A 22752-nucleotide genomic window follows, 5' to 3' on the forward strand; every position below is an offset into this window, starting at 1 on the left:
ACAGTTAACTTATAATCAAATGAATAATGTTGACTGGATTAAGGAGGAGAAATGGACGTCCTGATTTGTGACGATGAGCCTTTGGCTGTCGAGCGACTATCACGTTTAGTCTCTCAACTGGGGCATGATGTGGTTGCAACAGCTACGCATGGTCGTCAAGCAATTGATCTGGCTCACCAGCATGAACCTGATGTCATCTTATTAGATATTCAAATGCCTGAAATGGATGGTTTGACCTGTGCGCAGCATTTGCGTCAGCTCGACCCGATGCCGGCTATTGTCTTTTGTACGGCCTATGACCAACACGCGCTGGATGCATTCAAGTCTAATGCAGACGGCTACCTGCTTAAACCGGTGATGCAACAGGAATTGGCACAGGTTTTAGAGCATCTAATTAAACTTACCCAAGCTCAAATGAGCCAACTAAAACAAAAAGAAAATATGGAAGAAATCAATATCAGCCGCCATCAAATTGCGGCAAAGACCTATCGCGGGGTCGAATTGGTGCCAGTTGAAAATATCTATTATTTTCTGGCGGATCAAAAATATGTGACCGTACGCCATAAAAACGGCAGTGTCCTGATTGATGAAACCCTGAAGGAGTTGGAACAGGAGTTTGGACATCAGTTCATCAGGATTCACCGTAATGCACTGGTTTCGGTTCACTATCTGGAAGGCTTGGAAGTGGTGAGTTCCGGCCAGTATCAGGTGCGTTGTCGTGAACTGGAAGAGCGTCTGGCGGTCAGCCGGCGTCATTTGCCATTCTTGCGGGAACGGATTCAGAAACTCTAAACGGATCAATGAGTTCGTCTGGACCAGTATTGAAACTTGTATAAATTCGCTTGCATTTTCAAGTGAGCAGGTTAAGTTTAGACTATTGTTCTCATTGACTGTTTATTGAAATTTATGAAGACCCTAAAAATTGCTACTCGACAAAGTCCACTTGCGCTCTGGCAGGCGGAACATATCCGTGCACGCTTACAGGACCTGCATGCTGGACTTCAGGTCGAGTTAGTCACTTTTGTTACACAGGGTGATAAAATTCTTGATACGCCATTGGCTAAAATTGGCGGTAAGGGCTTATTTGTAAAAGAATTAGAAGCAGCCTTACTAGATGGTCGTGCTGATCTGGCAGTCCATTCAATGAAAGATGTGCCAATGGCTTTGCCTGAAGGCTTATCTTTGGCAGTCATCTGTGAACGTGAAGATCCACTGGATGCTTTTGTCTCAAATACTTATGCCAGTTTTGACGAATTGCCTCAAGGTGCCAAAGTTGGAACTTCCAGCTTGCGCCGTAAAACCCAGATTTTAAAACAGCGTCCGGACCTTGAGATTATCGATTTACGCGGTAATGTGGGTACACGCTTATCCAAACTGGATGCAGGTCAGTATGATGCAATCATCCTGGCCAGTGCCGGTTTAAAACGCTTGGGCCTTGCAGATCGTATTCGTCATAGTATTGTGCCTGAAGTAAGTTTACCCGCAGTAGGACAGGGTGCACTGGGCCTGGAATGCCGGAGTGGAGATCAAGCGGTATTAGATTTAATCCAGCCTCTGTTACATGTAGAAACTGATGCCTGTGTCCGTGCCGAACGTGCCTTTAATGCCTATCTGGAAGGTGGCTGTCAGGTGCCAATCGCAGGCTATGCCACTTTAAATGAAGGTGTCATTTCGATTGAAGGCCGGGTCGGTAGCGTAGATGGCGCAACTTTGCTACGCGCACAGCAAAGTGGAACCATGGCAGATGCAGAGCAATTGGGCGTGCAGCTGGCCAAAGATCTACTAGATCAGGGTGCAGGCGAGTTACTGAAAGCCCTTTATTCAAAATAATGTTGTTCATTAATACCCGTCCGAGTGATCGTGCTGCAAATTTAACGCAAGCTCTACAGACAGCGCAAATTCCGGTGATAGAGTTGCCCTTGCTAGAACTGGTACAGCAGCCTTATACGGATGAGCTAGCCAGTTTATTTAGGCAGCTACCCCAAGCAAAACTGATTGTCGTAGTGAGTCCGACCGCTGCCCAAATTGGCATGCAATATTTGCAGCAGGCAGGCCTATCATTGCATGATCTTGGAAGTGTCCAGTGGGTCGCTGTGGGTAAAGCTACCGAGCGGGCTTTAGCAAGCTTCGGTATCCAGAGTTATGTGCCTGATGTGGAGACTTCGGAAGGGATGCTGCAATTGCCTGTGCTACAGCAGTTAGCTACCGGATCAACTGTCGCCTTTTGGCGAGGTGAAGGTGGGCGTCAGTTTATGATGCAGCATTTAAAGGATCAGCAAATTCATATATTGAATTTCATTTTATATGATCGTCAGTGTCCGCCAGTGACTTCCGAGATATTAGCTAAACATTTGACGAGCCTTGAAGCTAATCCCCGTTATGCAGTCTTGGTCAGCAGTGAAGCGAGCTGGCTTAACTGGCTAGCCTTGATGCAGCCGTATCCGCATCTCATCAATCGGGCATTGTATTTGGTTTTGGGGCCGCGTTTGGCTGCCATGCTTGGGGAATATCAACAGCAACATCAGGCTGGTTTTCAATTCGCTCAGTTAGAGGACTTAAGCGGATCGACGATTTTGCAGCAGCTACTGATGTACTAGGAAACGCATGAAAAAATTATTCATTGTTTTTTTCATCTTGAGCTTGGCGTGGATTGCCAAGCTGAGCTATGACCTGTTTGGCTTAAATTCAGCACAGACTGAATTGACCCAGAATTTTAAGCAGCTGCAACAGCAGAATGCCAATCTGAATGATCAGCTGGTGGCCTTAAAACGTCAGGTTGCTACGGGCCAAGCAGCAAACCCTGAAACACCGAACAAGGGGATAGTTCAGGATACTCCTAGGGCTAACTTGCAGGATGATCTACCTTTAGTTGAGCAATATCTGGATCTGGTTGAGTTTGCCTTGCAGCAGCAACAATATGCAATGGCGATGGAAAAGTTGAACCAATTATCCAATCAGCTTGAACATCTAGAACTGGCACCTGCTCTTCTGGGTAGCCTGAATCAGGCGATTGACAAGGATCGGGAAGTCCTTAAGCAGTTCATCAACAATCGTTTAGTACAACAGAATAAATTAAAAGAATTACTGCAACAGATTGATATTGAGATGGAAAAGGAAATCCAGGTGCAGCATCAGCACCGCGCTACAGCCCAAAGCTCATTTTGGCAGCGCTGGATTCAGATTGAATCAGTCGAGAAACCGAGTGCAGTCTTAATGCAGCGTAATCTGGTCTTAAAAGAAGCTCAGCTGCGTTTACTGATTGCAGAAAATAGTGCGCAACAAGGACAGCAGGTAGCTTTCCAGCAAGCCCTGAAAAGTGTGATCGAGGTATTGGCTCAACTTCCGGATGCGCAAAGCAAACAATGGATTCAACGACTGGAGCAAATTAAGGCAGCACCTCAAACGCCTACTCCTCAGCTCAATACGCGTACCCTGATCGGTTAATTGCTTATGAAACAGATTTTACTTGCTTATTTACTGGTTGGTTTGCTGGGCTTAGCGATCTTGAGTGTACTGAGCTATGGTTATGGTGCGGGCTATGTCTATCTGTATTGGCGCGAACTACAGATCCAGACCACTTTCTGGTTTCTGGTGGGCTTGCTTATCGTAATCAGCTTCATGATGCATATGCTGTGGTATGCGACCAAGCGTTATCTCAGCTTTAAACGGCGTAAACATGAAACGGTATTCAGCTTTGCCCGCCTGCATCCTTATGAGCAGTTAGCTGTGGTTTGGTTATTAAATGCTGCACAGGATCAACGGGATTTTATCCAGCAGTCTTTTAATCAGTCAGGATTGCTCAAGCATATTATTGATGCCCGATTATCCTGGGGACAGCAACAATATAGCGAAGCATTGAGTAGTTTAAATCAGTCTAATCCTATGGCATTTGAACTGGCAGAATTACAGCGGATTGAAATCTATTTATCGCAGCAGGATGGTCAGCAGGCATTAACTCACCTAGAATTTTTAAATCAGCATGAGTTATCTCCTTGGTTAAGACGGGTCAAAACCGCTTATGAGCAGCGTTTAAATGCTTTATGGGGGCAATTCGCCTTACAGTTTCCCTGGTTATATTTACGTTCAACCAAATATGGACATTTAGACCAAGAAGTAAAAAAAATATGGCTGCAGCAATTATTAATAGCTTATGACCAGGCTACTGAAGACGATTTGGAATATTTAAAACAACGTTATCTAGATTTAAAACAGGACATATTTAACCGTGACTATGAAGTCAAGCTATTATGGTTGAAACTGTTATTTAGAATGCCGGAAATGAGTGTTGAGCATGAAAGCCTTGCTAAACATTTACTGGAACTCCAATTTAATCAGGATGTATTTTATTTATGGTTCCAGCAGCAGTTATTAAAGCAGTTTCCAGATTATGCAGATATTGAGCAGCAGATCTCAGCTTGGGATGCAAAATATACTGCACTGCCAATATTAAGTTTTGCCAAATGGCATATTCTACAGGCAACTGGCCGGGTAGAAGAAGCTCAGCAATTGCTGGATCTCTATCCAGATGACATCCGCATGAGCTATTTGAGAATTAAATCTGTATTGCAGGGAAGAGATGATTTAATACAGCAGTTAAATGCCGTATTTGAATCGAATGTTAATTTTATCGAAATCAGAATTTGAGGAAATAATGTCAGAATTACAACAATATCCGGTGATTTATTCGCAAACTGTTGCATGGGGAGACATGGATGCGTTTGGGCATGTTAATAATGCGATGTATTACCGTTATATAGAAAGTGCCCGTTTGGCTTATTTGGGTAAATTAAATATTTTTGATGAAGATATTTTAACAGTAGTGGCTTCAAATCAATGCCGTTATTTAAAACCTGTAGTTTATCCAGATCAATTAAAAGTGGCGGCACGAATTGATGAAATTCGGAATAGTGCAGTCAGAATGCATTATTTATTATGGAGTGAACAGCAGCAAAGTATCGTGGCCACTTCAGAAGCAGTAATTGTATGTATAAATAAAAATATGCAGAAAACTGAAATACCTGAACATATTCGAGAAAAAATAAAATCGCTAGAATTAACTGTACAACATGAAATTTAATATTAGAGTTTTTATCTCTAATTTAATGATTAATTTTGTAATGGCCCTTAAGTTTATTGTTATACATTTAAAATTTTATATTGAATATTACACTTAATATAAATATGATGGGTTCGTTATTTATTAAAAGAAATAATGCTATTTATTGGAGAACATGATGCCAGACATTACAAATTTATCAGTTGAAGAGTTAAAACGTTTACAAGCAGAAGCTGAGTCTTTAATTGCTTTGAAAAAAGATCAGGAAATTGAAGATGCTTATCATCAGGTATTGGATATTGCCGACAAAGTAGGCTTAACGATTGAACAGCTTCTTGAATTTGGTGCTTCTAAACGTAAAAAAACTGCACGTAAGTCCGTAGAGCCACGTTATCGCAGTAAAAGCAATCCGGAAGACACCTGGACTGGTCGCGGTAAACAGCCACGCTGGTTAGTTGCTGAATTAGAGAAAGGCGCAAAACTGGAAGATTTCGTGATCTAATCCTTCTGCCGCATTATTCATCATCAGGCTGTTATGCATACGGCCTGTGATTGATCAGCCAAGCACATCCTGCTTGGTTTTTTTATGCCTATGAATTGGCGTCAGAGAAAAAGTGTGCATAATGTGATTATAAAATGACAAAACTATAAATTTAGGGGTTTCGATTGGATAGGTTGGTCGTGGCGGGATGAGCAATAAGCCGAAAACATTAAAATGGTTGATATTTGCAATTCTAGCCTTTTTTGTCTTTGTAATTCTGCAAGTTCCTGCAGCTTGGTTAATTTCAAAATTTTATAAAAATAATCAGGTCTTGCATAATGTAAGCGGGAATATCTGGCAGGGAAGTGCGGACTGGAAAAAAGGTAATCTTCGGGGAAGTCTGAACTGGCAGGTTCGTCCTTTGGACCTGTTGTTGCTGAGATTAGGGGCAAATATTGATCTGCATAGCGGTAATACCCAGTTTTCGGGTGTGATGGGCTATGGCTTGAATAAAACTTTAACCGTTAAAAATCTTGAGGGACAGCTTGCACCTGAAACTTTAAAGAAGATTGCTGACTGGCAATGGCCTACCAACCCGATTCAGTTTAAAGAACTCGATTTTAAATATAAAAAAGAGCAAGGCTTTAGTCATGTAGACGGTCAGATGCAATGGAGCGGTGGTGAACTGATTTACACGTTTGCTCAGCGTCAGGAGCGCATGAATGTACCGGTTCTGAGTGGTCAGTTATCCGATGAGAATGGGCAGCTGCTGCTGGATGTACGTGACAATCGTGATCAACGTATGTTGAATATTAAACTGGATCCAACCTTAATGCTGGATATTCAGCTGACACAACGCTTTTTACTTAATGCTCCTTCTTATACCGGTAAAGCTGGGCTGGATACTTATGTGATTAGTACCCGTCAGCCTTTGATGGGGGGCTTTAACTGATGGCAAGCCCACTCGATTATTTTAAAAACATTGATCTGAAACAGACAGAGCGTATTGCTCCAATTTTACTGTTTCTGCTGATTCTGTATCTATGCTGGAAATTGGCTGCTTTATTCTGGCTTCTGGTGGCTCCTCCACAAGCGATGCAGATTGATCAGGTAGAACTGGGGTCACAACAGGCTCAAGTGCCAAATATAAGTGCCTTTTCACTATTTCAGGAAAATACTTACGCAGCGAACACTGTTGAAACTGCCAATATTGTCTTGCAGGGGGTTGTGGTGGCGAGCCCAAGCTATAACTCTTCAGCAGTCTTGAAAATTAATGACCAGTCTGACCGTTATCGGGTCGGAGAAGTATTGGGGAATAGCGGTTTTACACTGGCTGAAGTGTATTGGGACCGGGTGATTTTGCGTAAATCAAGCGGTGCGACCCAAGAAATCCTGTTTAAAGGGTTGGAAAATGGTTTAAACCAGCCAATCGTGCCGGATACCTCAGCATCTTCAAATCCGATGCCTCCGATGCATACGGAAAGTGGTATGCCCGAACAACCTTCGCCACAGAGTGAAATCAATCGGGCCATCCAGCAGATGCAGGAAAATAAGGACCAGTACTTACAGAATATGGGGGTAAGTGCAGCAGAGGGTGGTTATGAAGTCACTTCACGGACACCGGCTGCACTGCGTAATCGCTTGGGATTAAGACCGGGAGACCGGATTTTGTCTTTGAATGGTCAGACCCTGTCACAGGGACAAACCGAAGCACAATTACTGGAACAGGCTCGACGTGAAGGTCAGGTCAAACTAGAAATAAAACGTGGTGATCAGGTGATGACCATACAACAGGATTTGAAGTGATGTGTCATCACGCATAGGGTTAGGAAACACAAAAGTTTATGGCTTTATTTAATAATAATCAATCAGCATGGGCATTCTGTGTGGCCGCACCATTGGTTGCTATGGTCAGTACGGCAAGTTATGCGCAAACCTGGAAAATCAATCTCCGGGATGCAGACTTAACCGCATTCATTAATGAAGTGGCGGATATTACCGGTAAAAATTTTGCGGTAGACCCACGGGTTCGAGGCAATGTCACGGTCATTTCCAACAAGCCACTGAATAAAAATGAAGTTTATGACCTGTTTTTAGGCGTCTTGAATGTCAATGGTGTAGTGGCCATCCCTTCAGGAAATACCATCAAGCTGGTACCAGACAGCAATGTTAAAAGCTCCGGGATTCCCTATGATGCTCGTCATCGTGCGACCGGTGACCAGATTGTTACTCGCGTGATCTGGCTGGAAAATACCAATCCGAATGACCTGATTCCAGCCCTGCGTCCGTTAATGCCACAGTTTGCCCATCTGGCTGCCGTTCCGGGCACCAATGCACTAATTGTGTCGGACCGAGCCACTAATATCTATCAGCTGGAAACCATCATCCGTAATCTGGATGGCACAGGCCAGAACGATATTGAAGCCATTAGCCTACAATCCAGTCAGGCCGAAGAAATGATCGAGCTGATTGACTCTATGGCAGCAACAGGTGCAGCTAAAGATTTGCGTGGTTCACGGGTGCGGGTCATGGCAGATGTGCGTACTAACCGGATTCTGATTAAAGGGGATCCAGCGACACGTAAGCGTATTCGTCAGATTATTGAAACGCTGGATGTACCTGCAGCAGACCGTCTGGGTGGCTTAAAAGTCTTCCGTTTGAAATATGCCAGTGCCAAGAATCTTTCGGAAATTTTGCAGGGATTAGTGACAGGGCAGGCAGTCAATATGGGTTTGGATAATTCTTCTTCCAGCTCGTCTTCATATAATTCGACTAATAACCTGAATACCAACAGTACTACTAACTCAAACAGCTCAACCGCATCCAATATTCAGCTCAATACTGGCATGAAAACCGAGCAGGGCGGGATTAGCAGCTTTAATGCCAATGGCGTCAGCATCATTGCAGATGCCACACAAAATTCATTGGTGGTCAAGGCTGACCCGCAACTGATGCGTGAAATCGAATCTGCCATTGGTCAGTTAGATGTACGCCGTCAACAGGTTCTGATTGAAGCTGCAATTATTGAAGTAGAAGGGACAGATGCAGATCAGCTGGGTGTGCAATGGGCCTTAGGTGATATCAGCAGCGGAATTGGTCTGATCAATTTTGATAATTTTGGCACCAGTCTGAAAAATATTGCAGCAGGTTATCTGACTGGCGGTGGTGCAGGTGCGGCGAGTACTGTCGGTGCAGGCAGTTCACTGGTGATTGGTGATTACCGTGAAGGCAGTGATGGTTCACGCCGTTTATACGGCGCGATGATTCAGGCCTTAAAAGAAACGACCAAGTCTAACCTGTTATCTACGCCGTCGATTGTGACCATGGATAATGAGGAAGCTTATATTGTCGTGGGTGAAAATGTGCCCTTTGTGACCGGTTCGGTTTCGACCAGTGGCTCAGGCGTGGCTAATCCTTATACCACCATTGAGCGTAAAGATGTCGGCGTAACCTTAAAAGTCGTACCGCACATTGGTGAAGATGGTACGGTACGTCTGGAAGTTGAACAGGAAGTCTCTGCGGTCAATCGAGATCGTGGACAAGCACAGGATTTGGTGACCAGCAAGCGTGCAATTAAAACTTCGATTCTGGCTGAACATGGGCAAACCATCGTACTCGGTGGCTTAATCTCGGATAATACTACGTATGGACGTCAGGCTGTTCCAGGTCTGGGAGCGATTCCAGGTATAGGACGCTTATTTCGCGCTGAAGGTAAGTCTAATCAGAAACGTAACTTATTGATCTTTATCCATCCAACGATTGTGGGGGATAAAAATGAAGTGCGTAAACTGACGCAGCAACGTTATGGTCAACTCTATAGCCTGCAATTGGCACTCGATTCAGACGGTAATTTTGCCAAGCTGCCGGAAAGTGTTGAAGATGTGTATCAGCAGCGTATTCCAGTTTCCAAGACACCACTGACGAATTCGACCTACCAGAATGTCCCAAGTGCCCCAGCACCAACGCCGTCAGCTACAGCAGTAGCTACACCGGTAGCAATTGAGCCGGGGATTCAGCGACAAGTGGTACAGCAGCCAGTCCAGCAGGTTGAAAAAAGTAGAAATACCGTTACAACAACCACACTTAGACCCAAAAGCTAGGCCATTCGCATTTGCATACAGCATGTTATGATAATGTCAAAGAGAATAGAGAAGTAGATTTCATGACTTGGAAAATACAGGCAATTACCGATGATTTGACTGGACAGGAAATAGCGATCGACCGTGACATGCTGGTGGGGCGTCATCAGGCAGCTGATATTGTGTTGCAGGCCGCGGAAATCTCGCGTAAGCATGCTGCTTTTCTGCTGAAAGACGATGCACTGTGGGTACAGGATCTAGGCTCATCTAATGGCACTTTTGTGAATGATTTACGTATTGAGCAGGAAACGCAGTTAAAGCAGGATGATGTGGTCCAGTTTGCCAGCTTGAAATTTCTGGTTCTTGAACCTGTAGCTCCTGTTGAAGTGGCGCCAGAAGTTGAAGAAACAGCAGAGCAAGTGGTTGAAGAAATCGAAACGGTTGAGAAAACTCCTGCCCAGCAGATGAATGAGCAGGGCATTCCAGAATTGAAAGAGCGTGATGCTTCAGTCAACTTGACCCGTGATGGTATGCCGACCAATGTCGGTATTCCAAAACCTGCGCCTATTGCTGAAGGGGTAGACCTGAGCTCGGTTAAGCCAGAACCCGCACCGATTCCGGTGGAACAGCCTGTTTCTCGTGTAGAGCAGGAAAAAGAAGCACAGAAAAATGCATCTATTGGACTGATTTCACTAATCGTTCTGATTATTTTGGCGATTATCGCCTGGGTGTTGTTTAAATAAGCCCATGATTGGTTACAATCGAGGCATGCATCACGCATGCCTTTTTTATGGCTGCAAATAAAGAAAATGAGGGGCAGGATGTCAATTGCACAACTGGAACAACGTAAGCTGATTTTATTCGATCTGGATGGTACCTTGGTGGATTCAGCCCATGATCTGTATCGAGCCATGAATATGAGCCTGAATGTCTTGCAGCTACCCCTGGTGACTGAGGAGCAGGTACGGGTGTGGATCGGTAAAGGAACGTCCAAGTTCTGTGAAAGCGTACTCCAGCATTTGGTGGGAGAAGTATTACCCGCCCAGCATCAGGAATTACTTGCGACGTTCCTGGAAATTTATAATGCCGATCCTTGTGTAGATACCAAGCCATTTGACGGAATTATCGAGTTTCTGGAATGGGGTAAGGCTAACGATAAAAAACTGATCTGTGTGACCAATAAACCAGAAGAACCGGCACGCAGTATTCTGGATATTCTGGAAATGGCGCAATACTTTGATGACACGATTGGTGGTGATCGCTTTGCCGAGCGTAAGCCAGATCCGCGTCAGTTGTTGCATTGTGTAGAACATTATGGCGTGACCAAAGATCAGATACTGATGATTGGTGATTCGGTCAATGACATTGAAGCTGCACGCCGTGCGGGTATAGATTGTATTGTAGTCAGCTATGGCTATAATCATGGTGAAAATATAGCAGACTGTGATCCTCAAGAAATTGTCGATGATCTACGTGAGTTGCTTGCTTAAATAGGGTACGAAGGAAATAAGATGAATAGTTGTAAGGTTTTTCGATGGCGTCGCTCAGTTCAATTCCATTTTCATACTGAGTAACCCCAATTTAAAGAGAAAAACCGAATGACAACTTCAGCTCAATTCCAGCAACTTGCATCTCAAGGCTATAACCTGATTCCTGTATACCGTCAGCGTCTGGCCGATACGGATACTCCTTTATCTATCTTTGCCCGTCTAAAACAGCACCAACAGGCTTATCTGTTCGAATCTGTGGAAGGGGGAGAAAACTGGGCGCGCTATTCAATTATCGGTCTGGGTGAATCCACTGTATTCTCCTGTAATGCGGGTGAACTTACTGTTCAACATCCAGATGGCTCTATTGAAAAACAGCACTGTGCCGATCCATTCCAGTATATCCGTGACTTTCAGGCACAGTTTAAAGTACCGACCCAGGCAGAACTTCCAGCCTTACCAAGCTTTACCGGTGGTCTTGTCGGTTACTTTGGTTATGACTCAGTACGTTATATCGAACCTAAGCTAAAAAATGTGCCTGAAGCCGACCCTGTAGGCTTGCCAGATATCTGGATGATGCTGTCCAAGACGGTCATCGTATTTGATAACCTGAAAGATACCCTATTCCTGATTGTACATGCCGATGCAGCTGATCCGGCGGCTTATGAAAAAGCGCAGCAGCAGCTGGATGAGCTGGAAAATATTCTGGCGACACCGGTAAGCCTGAAAGCAGAAAAACATACAGCACCGCATTTTGAGTCTTTAACTGGGCATGACAACTTCATTGCCTCTATTGAAAAGGTCAAAGAATACATCCGTGCCGGAGATGTGATGCAGGTCGTTCCAGGCCATCGTATGGTTTCTGATTTCGATGGTGAGCCTTTACAGGTCTATCGCGCATTACGTCATCTTAATCCATCACCTTACCTGTTCCTCGTGCAAGGGCAGACCCTAGAAGACAATACGCCGTTCCATATTGTCGGCTCTTCACCTGAAATTCTGTCACGTCTGGAAAATGGCATTGCGACTGTTCGTCCACTGGCGGGTACGCGTCCACGTGGCAAGACCAAGGAAGAAGATCTGGCACTGGAAAAAGATTTACTGTCTGATGAAAAAGAAATTGCCGAGCACTTAATGCTGATTGACTTAGGCCGAAATGATGTCGGTCGAGTATCCAAAATCGGTAAAGTGCAAGTCACTGATCAAATGGTGATCGAACGTTACTCGCATGTGATGCACATTGTGTCGAATGTACAAGGTGAAGTGCAGGATGATGTGGATGCGCTGGATGTTTTTAAGGCAACTTTCCCGGCTGGAACACTTTCTGGTGCACCAAAAATCCGTGCCATGGAAATTATTGACGAAGTTGAGCCAGTGAAACGCGGAATTTTTGGCGGCGCTGTTGGTTATTTAGGCTGGCATGGTGAAATGGACATGTCGATTGCCATTCGTACCTGCGTGATTCGTGAAAATAAGGTCTATGTTCAGGCTGGAGCAGGGCTGGTTGCGGACTCAAATCCTGAGTCAGAATGGAATGAAACCCAAATAAAAGCTCGTGCAGTGATCAAAGCGGTTGAATTATCATCAAACGGATTGATTTTGTGAGTTTTTGGCGTTTTTTTTGAAAAAAACACTTGCATGGATTCTGAGTTTTGCTAAACTGCACACCGTTCCGATACGAAACGTACGAAACACTAAGAAACGCCGGCATAGCTCAGTTGGTAGAGCAACTGACTTGTAATCAGTAGGTCCACAGTTCGAATCCGTGTGCCGGCACCATCTTAGAGAGTTTGGAGTGCGAAGTAAAGAACGACACTGATGTAAGTGTAAAAATGGTGAGGTTCCCGAGCGGTCAAAGGGGGCGGACTGTAACTCCGCTACGAAAGTTTCGAAGGTTCGAATCCTTCCCTCACCACCAATTTTAAGACTTCAAAGTGGTAAGTACCAACATCGTGCGGGAGTAGCTCAGTTGGTAGAGCGGCAGCCTTCCAAGCTGCATGTCGCGAGTTCGATCCTCGTCTCCCGCTCCATTGTTTGAAGTGCTAATATTTGCTCTTATAGCTCAGTGGTAGAGCACTCCCTTGGTAAGGGAGAGGTCTCGAGTTCAAATCTCGATAAGAGCTCCAGATTACAGTTTGGCAACGTGGTTGCAAAAATATTTCAAAAGCAGGCTATTTAGTCTGCTTTTCAAGTATTTGGTGTTTGATTTTTTTTAAACGATATGTCGGAGCTGGGTTTTACTCAGAATTGTGTTCGACGTAAACGAGGAAGATTAACATGGCTAAGGCTAAGTTTGAACGTAATAAGCCACACGTTAACGTGGGCACAATCGGTCACGTTGACCATGGTAAAACAACTTTAACAGCTGCGATTGCAACTGTATGTGCTAAAAAATTCGGTGGTGAAGCGAAAGACTACGCTGCAATCGACTCTGCACCAGAAGAAAAAGCACGTGGTATTACAATTAATACTTCACACGTAGAATACGATTCTCCAACTCGTCACTACGCTCACGTAGACTGCCCGGGCCACGCCGATTATGTTAAAAACATGATTACTGGTGCTGCTCAGATGGACGGCGCGATCCTTGTATGTGCTGCGACTGACGGTCCAATGCCACAAACTCGTGAACACATCCTGCTTTCTCGTCAGGTAGGTGTACCTTACATCGTTGTATTCTTGAACAAATGCGACCTTGTAGACGACGAAGAGCTTCTTGAACTGGTTGAAATGGAAGTTCGTGAACTTCTTTCTACTTACGACTTCCCAGGTGATGATACTCCTGTAATCCGTGGTTCTGCTCTTCTTGCACTTAATGGTGATGACAGCCAATACGGCGAGCCAGCAGTAGTTGCGCTTGTTGAAGCTCTTGACTCTTACATCCCAGAACCAGAACGTGCAATCGACCAAGCATTCCTGATGCCAATCGAAGACGTATTCTCAATTTCTGGTCGTGGTACAGTTGTAACTGGCCGTGTTGAAACTGGTGTCATCAAAGTTGGTGAAGAAGTTGAAATCGTGGGTATCAAAGACACAGTTAAGACTACTGTAACTGGCGTTGAAATGTTCCGTAAACTTCTTGACGAAGGTCGTGCTGGTGAGAACTGTGGTATCTTGCTTCGTGGTACTAAACGTGAAGACGTACAACGTGGTCAAGTACTTGCTAAACCAGGTTCTATCAAACCGCACACTAAATTCGATGCAGAAGTATACGTACTTTCTAAAGACGAAGGTGGTCGTCATACTCCATTCCTTAACGGTTACCGTCCACAGTTCTACTTCCGTACAACTGACGTAACTGGCGCGATTTCTTTGAAAGAAGGCGTTGAAATGGTTATGCCTGGTGACAACGTAGAAATGTCAGTAGAACTGATCCACCCAATCGCAATGGACCCAGGTCTACGTTTTGCGATCCGTGAGGGTGGTCGTACAGTTGGTGCTGGTGTAGTTGCTAAAGTAACTGCATAATCATAGAATAGAAAATAAGCTGGAGTTTCGGCTCCAGTTTATCTACAGGCCAGTAGTTCAATTGGTAGAGCGTCGGTCTCCAAAACCGAATGTTGGGGGTTCGAGTCCCTCCTGGCCTGCCAAGTTTTTTCAAAAGACGCTTGATGTCGGCAAAACTGGTCATATAATAAGTCGCGAAACCTACGACGAGTACAAAAATGTCGAATGATAAATCACGCGACGCATTAAGCGAAGCGGCAATTCCTCAAAGAAATAATCCTGCTGTAGATGTAAGTTCTGGTTCTCCATTAGACATTGTTCTATGGGTTATCGCCTTGATTTTATTGGTCGGTGCTATGATGGTAAACCAATATTTACCTGCATACTGGGCGCCTGCGAATGATATTTGGGTGCGCGTTGGGGTAATTTTGGCTTGTATCGTTGTGGCATTCGGTTTATTATACGCCACCCATCAAGGCAAAGGCTTTGTTCGTCTTCTTAAGGATGCACGAATCGAGTTACGTCGAGTGACCTGGCCTACCAAACAAGAGACTGTGACCACATCTTGGCAAGTCCTTGCTGTTGTAGTGATTGCAGCCATTGTTCTATGGTGCTTTGACTATGTTTTAGGCTGGTTAATGAAGTTTATTATCGGGTAAGAGAGCTATGAAACGTTGGTACATTATTCATGCCTATTCAGGTTATGAAAAACAAGTGATGCGTTCGCTTAATGATCGAATCCAGCGTAGCGCTGTTGCCGATAGCTTTGGTGAAGTCCTTGTTCCTACCGAAGAAGTGGTAGAAATGAAGGATGGCAAGAAGCGTAAATCAGAGCGTAAGTTCTTTCCTGGTTATGTATTAGTCGAAATGGAAATGAACGATGACACTTGGCACATCGTGAAAGAGTGTCCAAAAGTGCTTGGTTTTATTGGTGGTACGGCTGAAAAACCGGCTCCAATTACGCAAAAAGAAGCTGATGCAATTCTTGCACGTGTACGCAATACTGGTGAAGCACCGCGTCCTAAGACCATGTTTGAACCAGGTGAAGAATTACTCGTAATTGACGGTCCATTCACTGACTTTAAAGGTGTAGTGGAAGAAGTGCTTTACGACAAGTCACGCTTAACGCTGACGATTAACGTATTTAACCGACCAACTCAGGTTGAACTGGAATTTCGCCAAGTCGAAAAAACAGTTTAATTTGTTCGGGTTGAAAACGCCTGATTTGCGTGCAAATCAGGCATTGTTGTTGTAACGGTATCGTTACTTGAAATCATTGGGGAGCCTAACGGCGTTTGCACCCAGAGGTAATTTGAAATGGCTAAGAAGATTGACGGCTATATCAAGCTGCAAGTTCCAGCTGGTAAAGCGAATCCATCTCCACCGATTGGTCCTGCACTAGGTCAACGTGGTGTTAACATCATGGCATTCTGTAAAGAATTCAATGCTGCTACACAAAAAGTTGAAGCTGGTCTACCAATTCCAGTCGTGATCACTGTGTACAACGACAAGTCGTTCACATTCATCATGAAAACTCCACCTGCTGCTGTTCTTCTTAAGAAAGCTGCTGGTATCCAAAAGGGTTCTTCTGTACCTAACAAAACTAAAGTTGGTAAGTTGACTCGTGCTCAATTGGAAGAAATCGCGACTACTAAAGAACCAGACTTAACTGGTGCTGATTTAGACGCGCGTGTACGTACCATCGCTGGTTCTGCACGTTCTATGGGCTTGGAAGTGGAGCTATAAGACATGGCAAAGTTAACTAAACGTCAAAAAGCCATTGCTGCTGCTGTAGAAGCACAGAAAGTTTACACTTTAGAAGAAGCTGTAGAAGTTCTTACTAGCCTTCCAGCTGCGAAATTCAAAGAATCTTTGGACATCGCTGTAAACCTGGGTGTTGACCCTCGTAAATCTGATCAGGTTGTTCGTGGTGCGACTACTCTTCCTGCAGGTACTGGTAAAACTGTACGCGTAGCTGTATTTGCTCAAGGCGCTGCTGCTGAAGCTGCGAAAGAAGCTGGTGCAGACGTTGTTGGTTTCGACGATCTTGCTGAAAGCATCCAAGGCGGAAACCTTGACTTCGACGTAGTGATTGCTGCTCCTGATGCAATGCGCGTTGTTGGTAAACTGGGTACGATTCTTGGTCCACGTGGCTTAATGCCAAACCCTAAAGTGGGTACTGTAACTCCTGACGTTGCGACTGCAGTTAAAAATGCAAAAGCTGGTCAAGCGCGTTACCGTGTAGACAAAGCAGGTATTATCCACGCTGCGATCGGTCAAGTAGGTTTCTCTGCTGAAGCTGTTCGTCAAAACGTTGAAGCTCTTGTAGCTGACCTTAAGAAAGCAAAACCTGCTACTTCTAAAGGTGTTTACATTCAAAAGATCACTCTAAGCTCTACTATGGGTCCTGGTCTGATCGTTGATGTAGCAAACGTTTCTAAATAAGTTATAAACTTATACAGAATTTTAAAGCCCTGAGTAAGTTTTAAAGCACTGCTTTAAAACTTACGCAAGAAGAAACCGGTTTCGGACTACTTGCGAACTTAGGCAGACTTTGAATTGATAAATGTAAATTTATCAGCGTCAAAGACCTCAGGCGAGGGGAGTTTTATGCTTTCCTCTTAATACTCCAGCCTGCGTAGACGCGGTGGTGTGATTTGTTCATCCTCCGCGTGTGATTTCAGAGATGAATTCACGAATTGGGAGTGTGCTTGTGATCAGGCACATAAATCACCGTTAGGAGGTTTTACAATGGCTCTTCTTATTGAAGGCAAAAAACAGATCGTAGCTGAAGTAAGTGAAATTGCTTCTACTGCATTTGCCGCTGTTGTTGCTGACTACCAAGGTTTAACAGTTGAGCAATTAACTGCTCTTCGTGTTGAAGCTCGTAAACTAGGTGTTAAAACACGTATCGTGCGTAACACTCTGGCTAAACGCGCTCTTCAAGATACTCAATTCAATATCTTGAACGACAGCCTTGTTGGCCCAACAATCTTAGCTTTCTCGACTTCTGAAGACGACATGGGTGCAGCTGCACGCTTGTTCGAAGAATTCGCAAAAACTAACAAAGCATTCGAACTTAAAGCTGCTGCATTTGATGGCAAAGTTTACGAAGGTGCTGAAGTTAGCGTAATCGCGAACCTTCCGAACCAAGAAAAAGCGCTTACTATGCTTGCAAACGTTCTTCAAGCTCCTATTTCGAAATTGGGTCGCCTTATTACTGCGCTCAAAGAGAAAAACGAGTCAGAAGCTGCATAAGCTTAAATTTATTTCCACACCATTCAATTTCCATTTGGAGTTATTCTCATGGCTTTAACTAACGAAGAAATCCTAAACGCAGTTGCAGAAAAAACTGTTCTTGAACTTGTTGAACTAATCTCTGCTTTCGAAGAGAAATTCAACGTATCTGCTGCTGCTGTTGCTGTTGCTGCTGCTCCTGGCGCTGCTGCTGCTGCTGAAGAACAATCAGAATTCAACGTTGAGTTGACTTCTTTCGGTGGTAACAAAGTTGCTGTAATTAAAGCAGTTCGTGAAGCTACTGGTCTTGGCTTGAAAGAAGCTAAAGACATGGTTGAAGGCGCACCTACAGTTCTTAAAGAAGGCGTTTCTAAAGAAGAAGGCGAAGAGCTTAAGAAAAAACTTGAAGAAGCTGGTGCTACAGTTACTCTTAAGTAATTTCTTAAAGGAGCCGGTTTTTTTATAATCGGCTCCAAAAATTGGCTGATGGCTCTTGGGTCATCAGCCTTTTTGCGTTACAATAATCGGCTCGATTTTTGTTTGCATGATATAAAATTCATACAAATTAAAAATAAACATAATGAACAAACGCTTACCAATATTTTTCATTAAAAAAATATTGTTAAGCGTTTTAATACCACTAAAAATTGCAGCATTTGTAAAGAGTGGTGGCCATATCGGCCAGCGTAATTCCTTCTGAGCCCGTTCTGCAGGCGGGCTTGGTTTACACTTTCCGAGGACTCCAGATGGCATACTCATATACCGAAAAGAAACGGATCCGTAAGAATTTTGGTAAATTGCCTAGCGTCATGGATGCTCCGTACCTGCTCGCGATTCAAGTCGACTCGTACAGAACATTCTTACAAGATGGCAAATCACCAAAAAACCGCGAAGATATCGGTCTCCAAGCCGCATTTCGTTCAGTTTTTCCTATTGAAAGTTATTCTGGCAATGCTGCTTTAGAATTCGTTGAGTATAGTCTTGGTAAGCCTGAGTTTGATGTACGCGAATGTATCCTTCGTGGCTCAACTTATGCAGCACCAATGCGCGTAAAAATTCGTTTGATCCTGAAAGATCGCGAAACTAAATCAATCAAAGACGTACGTGAACAAGAAGTCTACATGGGCGAAATGCCGCTTATGACAGACAACGGTACTTTCGTCATTAACGGTACCGAGCGTGTAATCGTATCGCAATTGCACCGTTCACCGGGCGTATTCTTTGACCACGATAAAGGCAAAACTCACTCAAGCGGTAAAGTCCTTTATTCAGCTCGTATCATTCCTTACCGTGGTTCATGGTTAGACTTTGAATTCGATGCCAAAGACCTGGTCTACGTACGTATTGACCGTCGTCGTAAATTGCTTGCGACTGTGGTGCTTCGTGCGCTGGGTTATGCCAACGAACAAATTCTCGACATGTTCTACGAGAAAGTACCTGTGTATCTGGACATGGGTAGCTACCAGATTGACCTTGTTCCAGAGCGCCTGCGCGGCGAAATGGCACAGTTCGACATTGCTGACAAAGACGGCAAAGTCATTGTTGAACAAGGTAAACGTATTAACGCACGTCATGTACGTCAAATGGAAGCATCTGGTCTTGAGAAGCTTTCTGTTCCTGATGAATACCTGTACGAACGTATCACTGCTGAAGACATCCCACTGAAAGATGGTGATGTGATTGCAGCCAATACTGTTCTAAGCCATGAAATTATGGTGAAAATTGCAGAAGGCGGCGTGAAACAGTTCAACATCCTGTTCACTAACGATATCGACCGTGGTCCATTCATTGCGGATACATTACGTGCTGATACCACAGTAAGCCGTGATGAAGCACTTGTAGAAATCTACAAAGTCATGCGTCCAGGTGAGCCACCAACAAAAGAAGCTGCTGAGAACCTGTTCAACAACCTGTTCTTCTCTTCTGAGCGTTATGATCTGTCTCCAGTCGGCCGTATGAAGTTCAACCGTCGTTTGGGTCGTCCTTACGAAGTGGGTACTGATCAGAAGTCACGCGAAGTTGAAGGCATTCTCTCGAATGAAGATATCACTGATGTATTAAAAACATTAGTAGAAATCCGTAACGGTAAAGGTGAAGTCGACGATATCGACCACTTGGGTAACCGTCGTGTTCGTTCTGTGGGTGAAATGACTGAGAACCAATTCCGTGTAGGTCTGGTTCGTGTAGAACGTGCTGTTAAAGAACGTTTGTCTCAAGCTGAAACTGATAATCTGTCTCCGCAAGACCTGATCAATGCGAAGCCAGTGGCTGCTGCAATCAAAGAATTCTTTGGTTCAAGCCAGTTGTCTCAGTTCATGGACCAAAACAACCCGTTATCTGAAATTACCCACAAGCGTCGTGTATCAGCACTTGGGCCTGGTGGTTTGACTCGTGAACGTGCGGGCTTCGAAGTACGTGACGTACATCAAACTCACTATGGTCGTGTATGTCCAATTGAGACTCCTGAGGGTCCAAACATTGGTTTGATCAACTCTCTGTCTGTTTACGCCAAATGTAACAACTTCGGTTTCCTGGAAACTCCATACCGTAAAGTGGTTGATGGCCGCGTAACTGATGACGTTGAATACCTGTCTGCGATTGAAGAAGTAGGTACTGTGATTGCACAGGCCGACTCTGCAGTAGATAAAGACGGCAACCTGTCTGAAGAATTCGTTTCTGTACGTCACCAAGGTGAATTCGTACGTATGCCTCCTGAAAAAGTGACGCATATGGACGTATCTGCTCAACAGGTTGTATCTGTAGCAGCATCACTGATTCCGTTCCTTGAGCACGATGACGCCAACCGTGCATTGATGGGTTCGAACATGCAACGTCAGGCTGTTCCTACGTTAATCGCTGACAAACCACTGGTTGGTACCGGTATGGAAGCGAACGTAGCACATGACTCTGGTGTATGTGTAATCGCGAAACGTGGTGGTCGTATTGAATTTGTTGACGCTTCGCGTGTCGTGATTCGTGTCAACGAAGACGAAATGGTTGCAGGCGAAGCAGGTGTAGATATCTATAACCTGATCAAATACACACGTTCTAACCAGAACACTTGTATCAACCAGAAAGTTCTTGTGAACCTGGGCGATAAAGTAGGTCGTGGCGACGTTCTGGCTGACGGTCCATCAACTGATGGTGGTGAGCTAGCATTGGGTCAAAACATGCGTGTAGCGTTCATGACTTGGAACGGTTACAACTACGAAGACTCGATCTTGTTATCTGAGCGTGTTCTTCAAGAAGACCGTTTAACGTCTATTCACATCCAGGAACTTTCATGTGTTGCACGTGATACCAAACTGGGTGCTGAAGAAATTACTGCCGATATCCCGAACGTGGGTGAAGCAGCGCTTTCTAAACTGGACGAGTCAGGTATCGTTTACATCGGTGCTGAAGTGACCGCGGGTGACATCCTGGTAGGTAAAGTAACGCCTAAAGGTGAAACTCAGTTAACTCCTGAAGAAAAACTGCTTCGTGCAATCTTCGGTGAAAAAGCGGCTGACGTAAAAGACTCTTCTTTACGTGTTCCATCGGGTACTAAAGGTACTGTGATCGACGTTCAAGTGTTTACACGTGACGGTCTTGAGAAAGACGAACGTGCTCAGGCAATTGAAAAAGCTCAGCTTGATGCTTACCGTAAAGACTTGAAAGAAGAATACAAAATCTTCGAAGAAGCAGCACGCGAACGTATTGTCCGTCTGTTGAAAGGTCAGGAATCTAACGGTGGCGGTACTACTAAACGCGGTGACAAACTGTCTGAAGAATTGTTATCGGGTTTAGAGCTGGTTGATCTGCTTGATATCCAACCAAGTGATGAAGCAATTGCTGAACGTTTAACTCAAATTCAAGTGTTCTTAAAAGAGAAGAGCCTTGAAATTGATGAGAAATTTGCTGAGAAAAAACGCAAACTTTCTACAGGTGACGAACTGACAACTGGCGTATTGAAAGTTGTTAAGGTTTACCTGGCCGTTAAACGTCGTATCCAGCCTGGTGATAAGATGGCGGGTCGTCACGGTAACAAGGGTGTAGTTTCTAACATCCTGCCTGTTGAAGACATGCCGCACGATGCCAATGGTGTACCAGTAGATATCGTACTGAACCCGCTCGGTGTACCATCACGTATGAACGTCGGTCAGATTCTGGAAACTCACTTGGGTATGGCTGCTAAAGGTCTTGGCGATCAAATCGATAAGATGCTGAAAGAACAGCGTACAGTTCTTGAACTGCGTGATTTCCTAGACAAGATTTATAATAAGGTTGGCGGTCAGCAAGAAGATCTTGACAGCCTGACTGATGAAGAAATCTTGAAACTGTCTGGTAACTTGCGTAAAGGTGTTCCTCTGGCAACTCCAGTATTTGATGGTGCTGAAGAAGGTCAGATCAAAGAATTACTTGAGCTTGCTGGCTTGTCACGTACGGGTCAAACTGTATTGTATGATGGCCGTACTGGTGAACGTTTCGACCGTCCTGTAACTGTAGGTTACATGTACATGCTGAAACTGAACCACTTGGTTGACGACAAGATGCATGCGCGTTCTACTGGTTCTTACTCTCTAGTAACGCAACAGCCGCTTGGTGGTAAAGCACAATTCGGTGGTCAGCGTTTCGGTGAGATGGAAGTCTGGGCACTGGAAGCATACGGTGCAGCATATACGCTTCAAGAAATGCTTACTGTGAAGTCGGATGACGTTGAAGGCCGTACCCGTATCTATAAGAACATTGTAGATGGTAACCATTATATGGACCCAGGTATGCCTGAATCGTTCAACGTATTGACCAAAGAGATCCGTTCTTTAGGTATCAACATTGAACTGAAAAATGGTGACTAAGAAATCTCCCCCGACCCCTCTTTAAGAAAGAGGGGAGAAAATCCCCCTTTATAAAGGGGGATTTAGGGGGATTCTTGAGATTCCCGAATTTCAGTAAAAAACAATATTTGTGACCCAGTCGGGAAGTGAA

General features: G+C 44.5%; 22 protein-coding genes and 5 tRNA genes. 26 read left to right on the forward strand and 1 reads right to left on the reverse strand.

All coding sequences use genetic code 11. The features are described from left to right. The first annotated feature begins 51 nt into the window (after window positions 1–51). The 25 genes from FTV25_RS00900 to rplL all read left to right on the forward strand — a co-directional run bounded on the left by FTV25_RS00900 (window position 52) and on the right by rplL (window position 18225). Window positions 52–792, forward strand: a complete 741-nt coding sequence (locus tag FTV25_RS00900) for a LytTR family DNA-binding domain-containing protein (protein ID WP_005232557.1) — start codon at window positions 52–54, stop codon at window positions 790–792. 114 nt (window positions 793–906) lie between these two features. Continuing rightward, on the forward strand, window positions 907–1830 hold the full coding sequence (gene hemC / locus FTV25_RS00905) for a hydroxymethylbilane synthase (RefSeq protein ID WP_159123732.1): 924 nt from the start codon (window positions 907–909) through the stop codon (window positions 1828–1830). After that, a complete protein-coding gene (locus FTV25_RS00910; RefSeq protein WP_180002516.1) occupies window positions 1830–2597 on the forward strand; it encodes a uroporphyrinogen-III synthase in 768 nt (255 codons plus the stop codon). The genes hemC and FTV25_RS00910 overlap by 1 nt, the downstream gene beginning before the upstream one ends. A gap of 7 nt (window positions 2598–2604) precedes the next feature. Further along, on the forward strand, window positions 2605–3444 hold the full coding sequence (locus FTV25_RS00915) for a hypothetical protein (protein ID WP_180002517.1): 840 nt from the start codon (window positions 2605–2607) through the stop codon (window positions 3442–3444). A 6-nt stretch (window positions 3445–3450) separates the two neighbouring features. Beyond that, window positions 3451–4644 carry a heme biosynthesis protein HemY gene (locus tag FTV25_RS00920; protein ID WP_180002518.1) on the forward strand — a complete coding sequence of 398 codons (1194 nt, stop codon included), beginning with the start codon at window positions 3451–3453 and terminating at the stop codon, window positions 4642–4644. A gap of 7 nt (window positions 4645–4651) precedes the next feature. Further along, complete coding sequence (locus FTV25_RS00925; protein WP_180002519.1) at window positions 4652–5077, forward strand: thioesterase family protein; 426 nt, start codon at window positions 4652–4654, stop codon at window positions 5075–5077. 154 nt (window positions 5078–5231) lie between these two features. Next, on the forward strand, window positions 5232–5558 hold the full coding sequence (locus FTV25_RS00930; protein ID WP_079281036.1) for an H-NS family nucleoid-associated regulatory protein: 327 nt from the start codon (window positions 5232–5234) through the stop codon (window positions 5556–5558). 187 nt (window positions 5559–5745) lie between these two features. Next, complete coding sequence (gene gspN / locus FTV25_RS00935; protein ID WP_180002520.1) at window positions 5746–6489, forward strand: type II secretion system protein N; 744 nt, start codon at window positions 5746–5748, stop codon at window positions 6487–6489. After that, complete coding sequence (locus FTV25_RS00940) at window positions 6489–7343, forward strand: type II secretion system protein N (protein WP_180002521.1); 855 nt, start codon at window positions 6489–6491, stop codon at window positions 7341–7343. Before gspN ends, FTV25_RS00940 begins: the two co-directional genes overlap by 1 nt. Before the next feature lie 38 nt (window positions 7344–7381). Continuing rightward, window positions 7382–9637 (forward strand): type II secretion system secretin GspD, encoded by a 2256-nt coding sequence (gene gspD, locus FTV25_RS00945; protein ID WP_180002522.1) that lies wholly within the window; start codon window positions 7382–7384, stop codon window positions 9635–9637. A gap of 62 nt (window positions 9638–9699) precedes the next feature. After that, window positions 9700–10359, forward strand: a complete 660-nt coding sequence (locus FTV25_RS00950) for an FHA domain-containing protein (RefSeq protein WP_180002523.1) — start codon at window positions 9700–9702, stop codon at window positions 10357–10359. Between the two features lie 78 nt (window positions 10360–10437). Beyond that, window positions 10438–11106: a phosphoglycolate phosphatase gene (gene gph, locus FTV25_RS00955; RefSeq protein WP_180002524.1), complete on the forward strand. Its 669-nt coding sequence runs from the start codon at window positions 10438–10440 to the stop codon at window positions 11104–11106. A gap of 108 nt (window positions 11107–11214) precedes the next feature. After that, the gene (trpE, locus tag FTV25_RS00960; protein WP_180002525.1) at window positions 11215–12708 is read left to right on the forward strand and encodes an anthranilate synthase component I; all 1494 of its coding nucleotides are present in this window, start codon (window positions 11215–11217) and stop codon (window positions 12706–12708) included. 98 nt (window positions 12709–12806) lie between these two features. Beyond that, window positions 12807–12882 (forward strand) — tRNA-Thr (locus tag FTV25_RS00965). A gap of 55 nt (window positions 12883–12937) precedes the next feature. Further along, window positions 12938–13021 (forward strand) — tRNA-Tyr (locus tag FTV25_RS00970). A 36-nt stretch (window positions 13022–13057) separates the two neighbouring features. After that, window positions 13058–13133, forward strand: a tRNA-Gly gene (locus FTV25_RS00975). A 21-nt stretch (window positions 13134–13154) separates the two neighbouring features. Beyond that, window positions 13155–13229, forward strand: a tRNA-Thr gene (locus FTV25_RS00980). A gap of 151 nt (window positions 13230–13380) precedes the next feature. Next, the gene (gene tuf / locus FTV25_RS00985) at window positions 13381–14571 is read left to right on the forward strand and encodes an elongation factor Tu (protein WP_180002526.1); all 1191 of its coding nucleotides are present in this window, start codon (window positions 13381–13383) and stop codon (window positions 14569–14571) included. A gap of 46 nt (window positions 14572–14617) precedes the next feature. Next, a tRNA-Trp gene (locus FTV25_RS00990) sits at window positions 14618–14693 on the forward strand. Between the two features lie 75 nt (window positions 14694–14768). Then, window positions 14769–15209 carry a preprotein translocase subunit SecE gene (secE, locus tag FTV25_RS00995; RefSeq protein ID WP_179991968.1) on the forward strand — a complete coding sequence of 147 codons (441 nt, stop codon included), beginning with the start codon at window positions 14769–14771 and terminating at the stop codon, window positions 15207–15209. A gap of 7 nt (window positions 15210–15216) precedes the next feature. Beyond that, window positions 15217–15750, forward strand: a complete 534-nt coding sequence (gene nusG, locus FTV25_RS01000) for a transcription termination/antitermination protein NusG (RefSeq protein WP_005232530.1) — start codon at window positions 15217–15219, stop codon at window positions 15748–15750. A 117-nt stretch (window positions 15751–15867) separates the two neighbouring features. Then, complete coding sequence (gene rplK, locus FTV25_RS01005) at window positions 15868–16296, forward strand: 50S ribosomal protein L11 (protein WP_004781668.1); 429 nt, start codon at window positions 15868–15870, stop codon at window positions 16294–16296. A gap of 3 nt (window positions 16297–16299) precedes the next feature. Further along, window positions 16300–16995 (forward strand): 50S ribosomal protein L1, encoded by a 696-nt coding sequence (gene rplA / locus FTV25_RS01010; protein WP_004781669.1) that lies wholly within the window; start codon window positions 16300–16302, stop codon window positions 16993–16995. A 306-nt stretch (window positions 16996–17301) separates the two neighbouring features. Continuing rightward, the gene (rplJ, locus tag FTV25_RS01015; RefSeq protein ID WP_004781671.1) at window positions 17302–17808 is read left to right on the forward strand and encodes a 50S ribosomal protein L10; all 507 of its coding nucleotides are present in this window, start codon (window positions 17302–17304) and stop codon (window positions 17806–17808) included. Window positions 17809–17856: 48 nt separating this feature from the next. Continuing rightward, entirely contained in the window at window positions 17857–18225 is a 369-nt protein-coding gene (gene rplL / locus FTV25_RS01020; RefSeq protein ID WP_159123444.1) for a 50S ribosomal protein L7/L12, read from the forward strand. Between the two features lie 63 nt (window positions 18226–18288). On the opposite strand, the gene FTV25_RS01025 is transcribed toward rplL, so the two are convergent. Next, window positions 18289–18540 carry a hypothetical protein gene (locus FTV25_RS01025; protein WP_034170979.1) on the reverse strand — a complete coding sequence of 84 codons (252 nt, stop codon included), beginning with the start codon at window positions 18538–18540 and terminating at the stop codon, window positions 18289–18291. Between FTV25_RS01025 and rpoB the strand changes: the two genes are divergently transcribed. Continuing rightward, window positions 18534–22622: a DNA-directed RNA polymerase subunit beta gene (gene rpoB / locus FTV25_RS01030; protein ID WP_004781674.1), complete on the forward strand. Its 4089-nt coding sequence runs from the start codon at window positions 18534–18536 to the stop codon at window positions 22620–22622. The two genes, FTV25_RS01025 and rpoB, sit on opposite strands and share 7 nt — an antisense overlap. Window positions 22623–22752: the final 130 nt, after the last annotated feature.

The organism is Acinetobacter sp. YH12249, assembly GCF_013417475.1.
GTDB lineage: Bacteria > Pseudomonadota > Gammaproteobacteria > Pseudomonadales > Moraxellaceae > Acinetobacter.

Coding starts and splice junctions, on each gene's coding strand:
- FTV25_RS00900 (WP_005232557.1), top strand. CDS start 52: ATGGACGTCCTGATTTGTGACGATGAGCCTTTGGCTGTCGAGCGACTA.
- hemC (WP_159123732.1), top strand. CDS start 907: ATGAAGACCCTAAAAATTGCTACTCGACAAAGTCCACTTGCGCTCTGG.
- FTV25_RS00910 (WP_180002516.1), top strand. CDS start 1,830: ATGTTGTTCATTAATACCCGTCCGAGTGATCGTGCTGCAAATTTAACG.
- FTV25_RS00915 (WP_180002517.1), top strand. CDS start 2,605: ATGAAAAAATTATTCATTGTTTTTTTCATCTTGAGCTTGGCGTGGATT.
- FTV25_RS00920 (WP_180002518.1), top strand. CDS start 3,451: ATGAAACAGATTTTACTTGCTTATTTACTGGTTGGTTTGCTGGGCTTA.
- FTV25_RS00925 (WP_180002519.1), top strand. CDS start 4,652: ATGTCAGAATTACAACAATATCCGGTGATTTATTCGCAAACTGTTGCA.
- FTV25_RS00930 (WP_079281036.1), top strand. CDS start 5,232: ATGATGCCAGACATTACAAATTTATCAGTTGAAGAGTTAAAACGTTTA.
- gspN (WP_180002520.1), top strand. CDS start 5,746: ATGAGCAATAAGCCGAAAACATTAAAATGGTTGATATTTGCAATTCTA.
- FTV25_RS00940 (WP_180002521.1), top strand. CDS start 6,489: ATGGCAAGCCCACTCGATTATTTTAAAAACATTGATCTGAAACAGACA.
- gspD (WP_180002522.1), top strand. CDS start 7,382: ATGGCTTTATTTAATAATAATCAATCAGCATGGGCATTCTGTGTGGCC.
- FTV25_RS00950 (WP_180002523.1), top strand. CDS start 9,700: ATGACTTGGAAAATACAGGCAATTACCGATGATTTGACTGGACAGGAA.
- gph (WP_180002524.1), top strand. CDS start 10,438: ATGTCAATTGCACAACTGGAACAACGTAAGCTGATTTTATTCGATCTG.
- trpE (WP_180002525.1), top strand. CDS start 11,215: ATGACAACTTCAGCTCAATTCCAGCAACTTGCATCTCAAGGCTATAAC.
- tuf (WP_180002526.1), top strand. CDS start 13,381: ATGGCTAAGGCTAAGTTTGAACGTAATAAGCCACACGTTAACGTGGGC.
- secE (WP_179991968.1), top strand. CDS start 14,769: ATGTCGAATGATAAATCACGCGACGCATTAAGCGAAGCGGCAATTCCT.
- nusG (WP_005232530.1), top strand. CDS start 15,217: ATGAAACGTTGGTACATTATTCATGCCTATTCAGGTTATGAAAAACAA.
- rplK (WP_004781668.1), top strand. CDS start 15,868: ATGGCTAAGAAGATTGACGGCTATATCAAGCTGCAAGTTCCAGCTGGT.
- rplA (WP_004781669.1), top strand. CDS start 16,300: ATGGCAAAGTTAACTAAACGTCAAAAAGCCATTGCTGCTGCTGTAGAA.
- rplJ (WP_004781671.1), top strand. CDS start 17,302: ATGGCTCTTCTTATTGAAGGCAAAAAACAGATCGTAGCTGAAGTAAGT.
- rplL (WP_159123444.1), top strand. CDS start 17,857: ATGGCTTTAACTAACGAAGAAATCCTAAACGCAGTTGCAGAAAAAACT.
- rpoB (WP_004781674.1), top strand. CDS start 18,534: ATGGCATACTCATATACCGAAAAGAAACGGATCCGTAAGAATTTTGGT.
- FTV25_RS01025 (WP_034170979.1), bottom strand. CDS start 18,540: ATGCCATCTGGAGTCCTCGGAAAGTGTAAACCAAGCCCGCCTGCAGAA.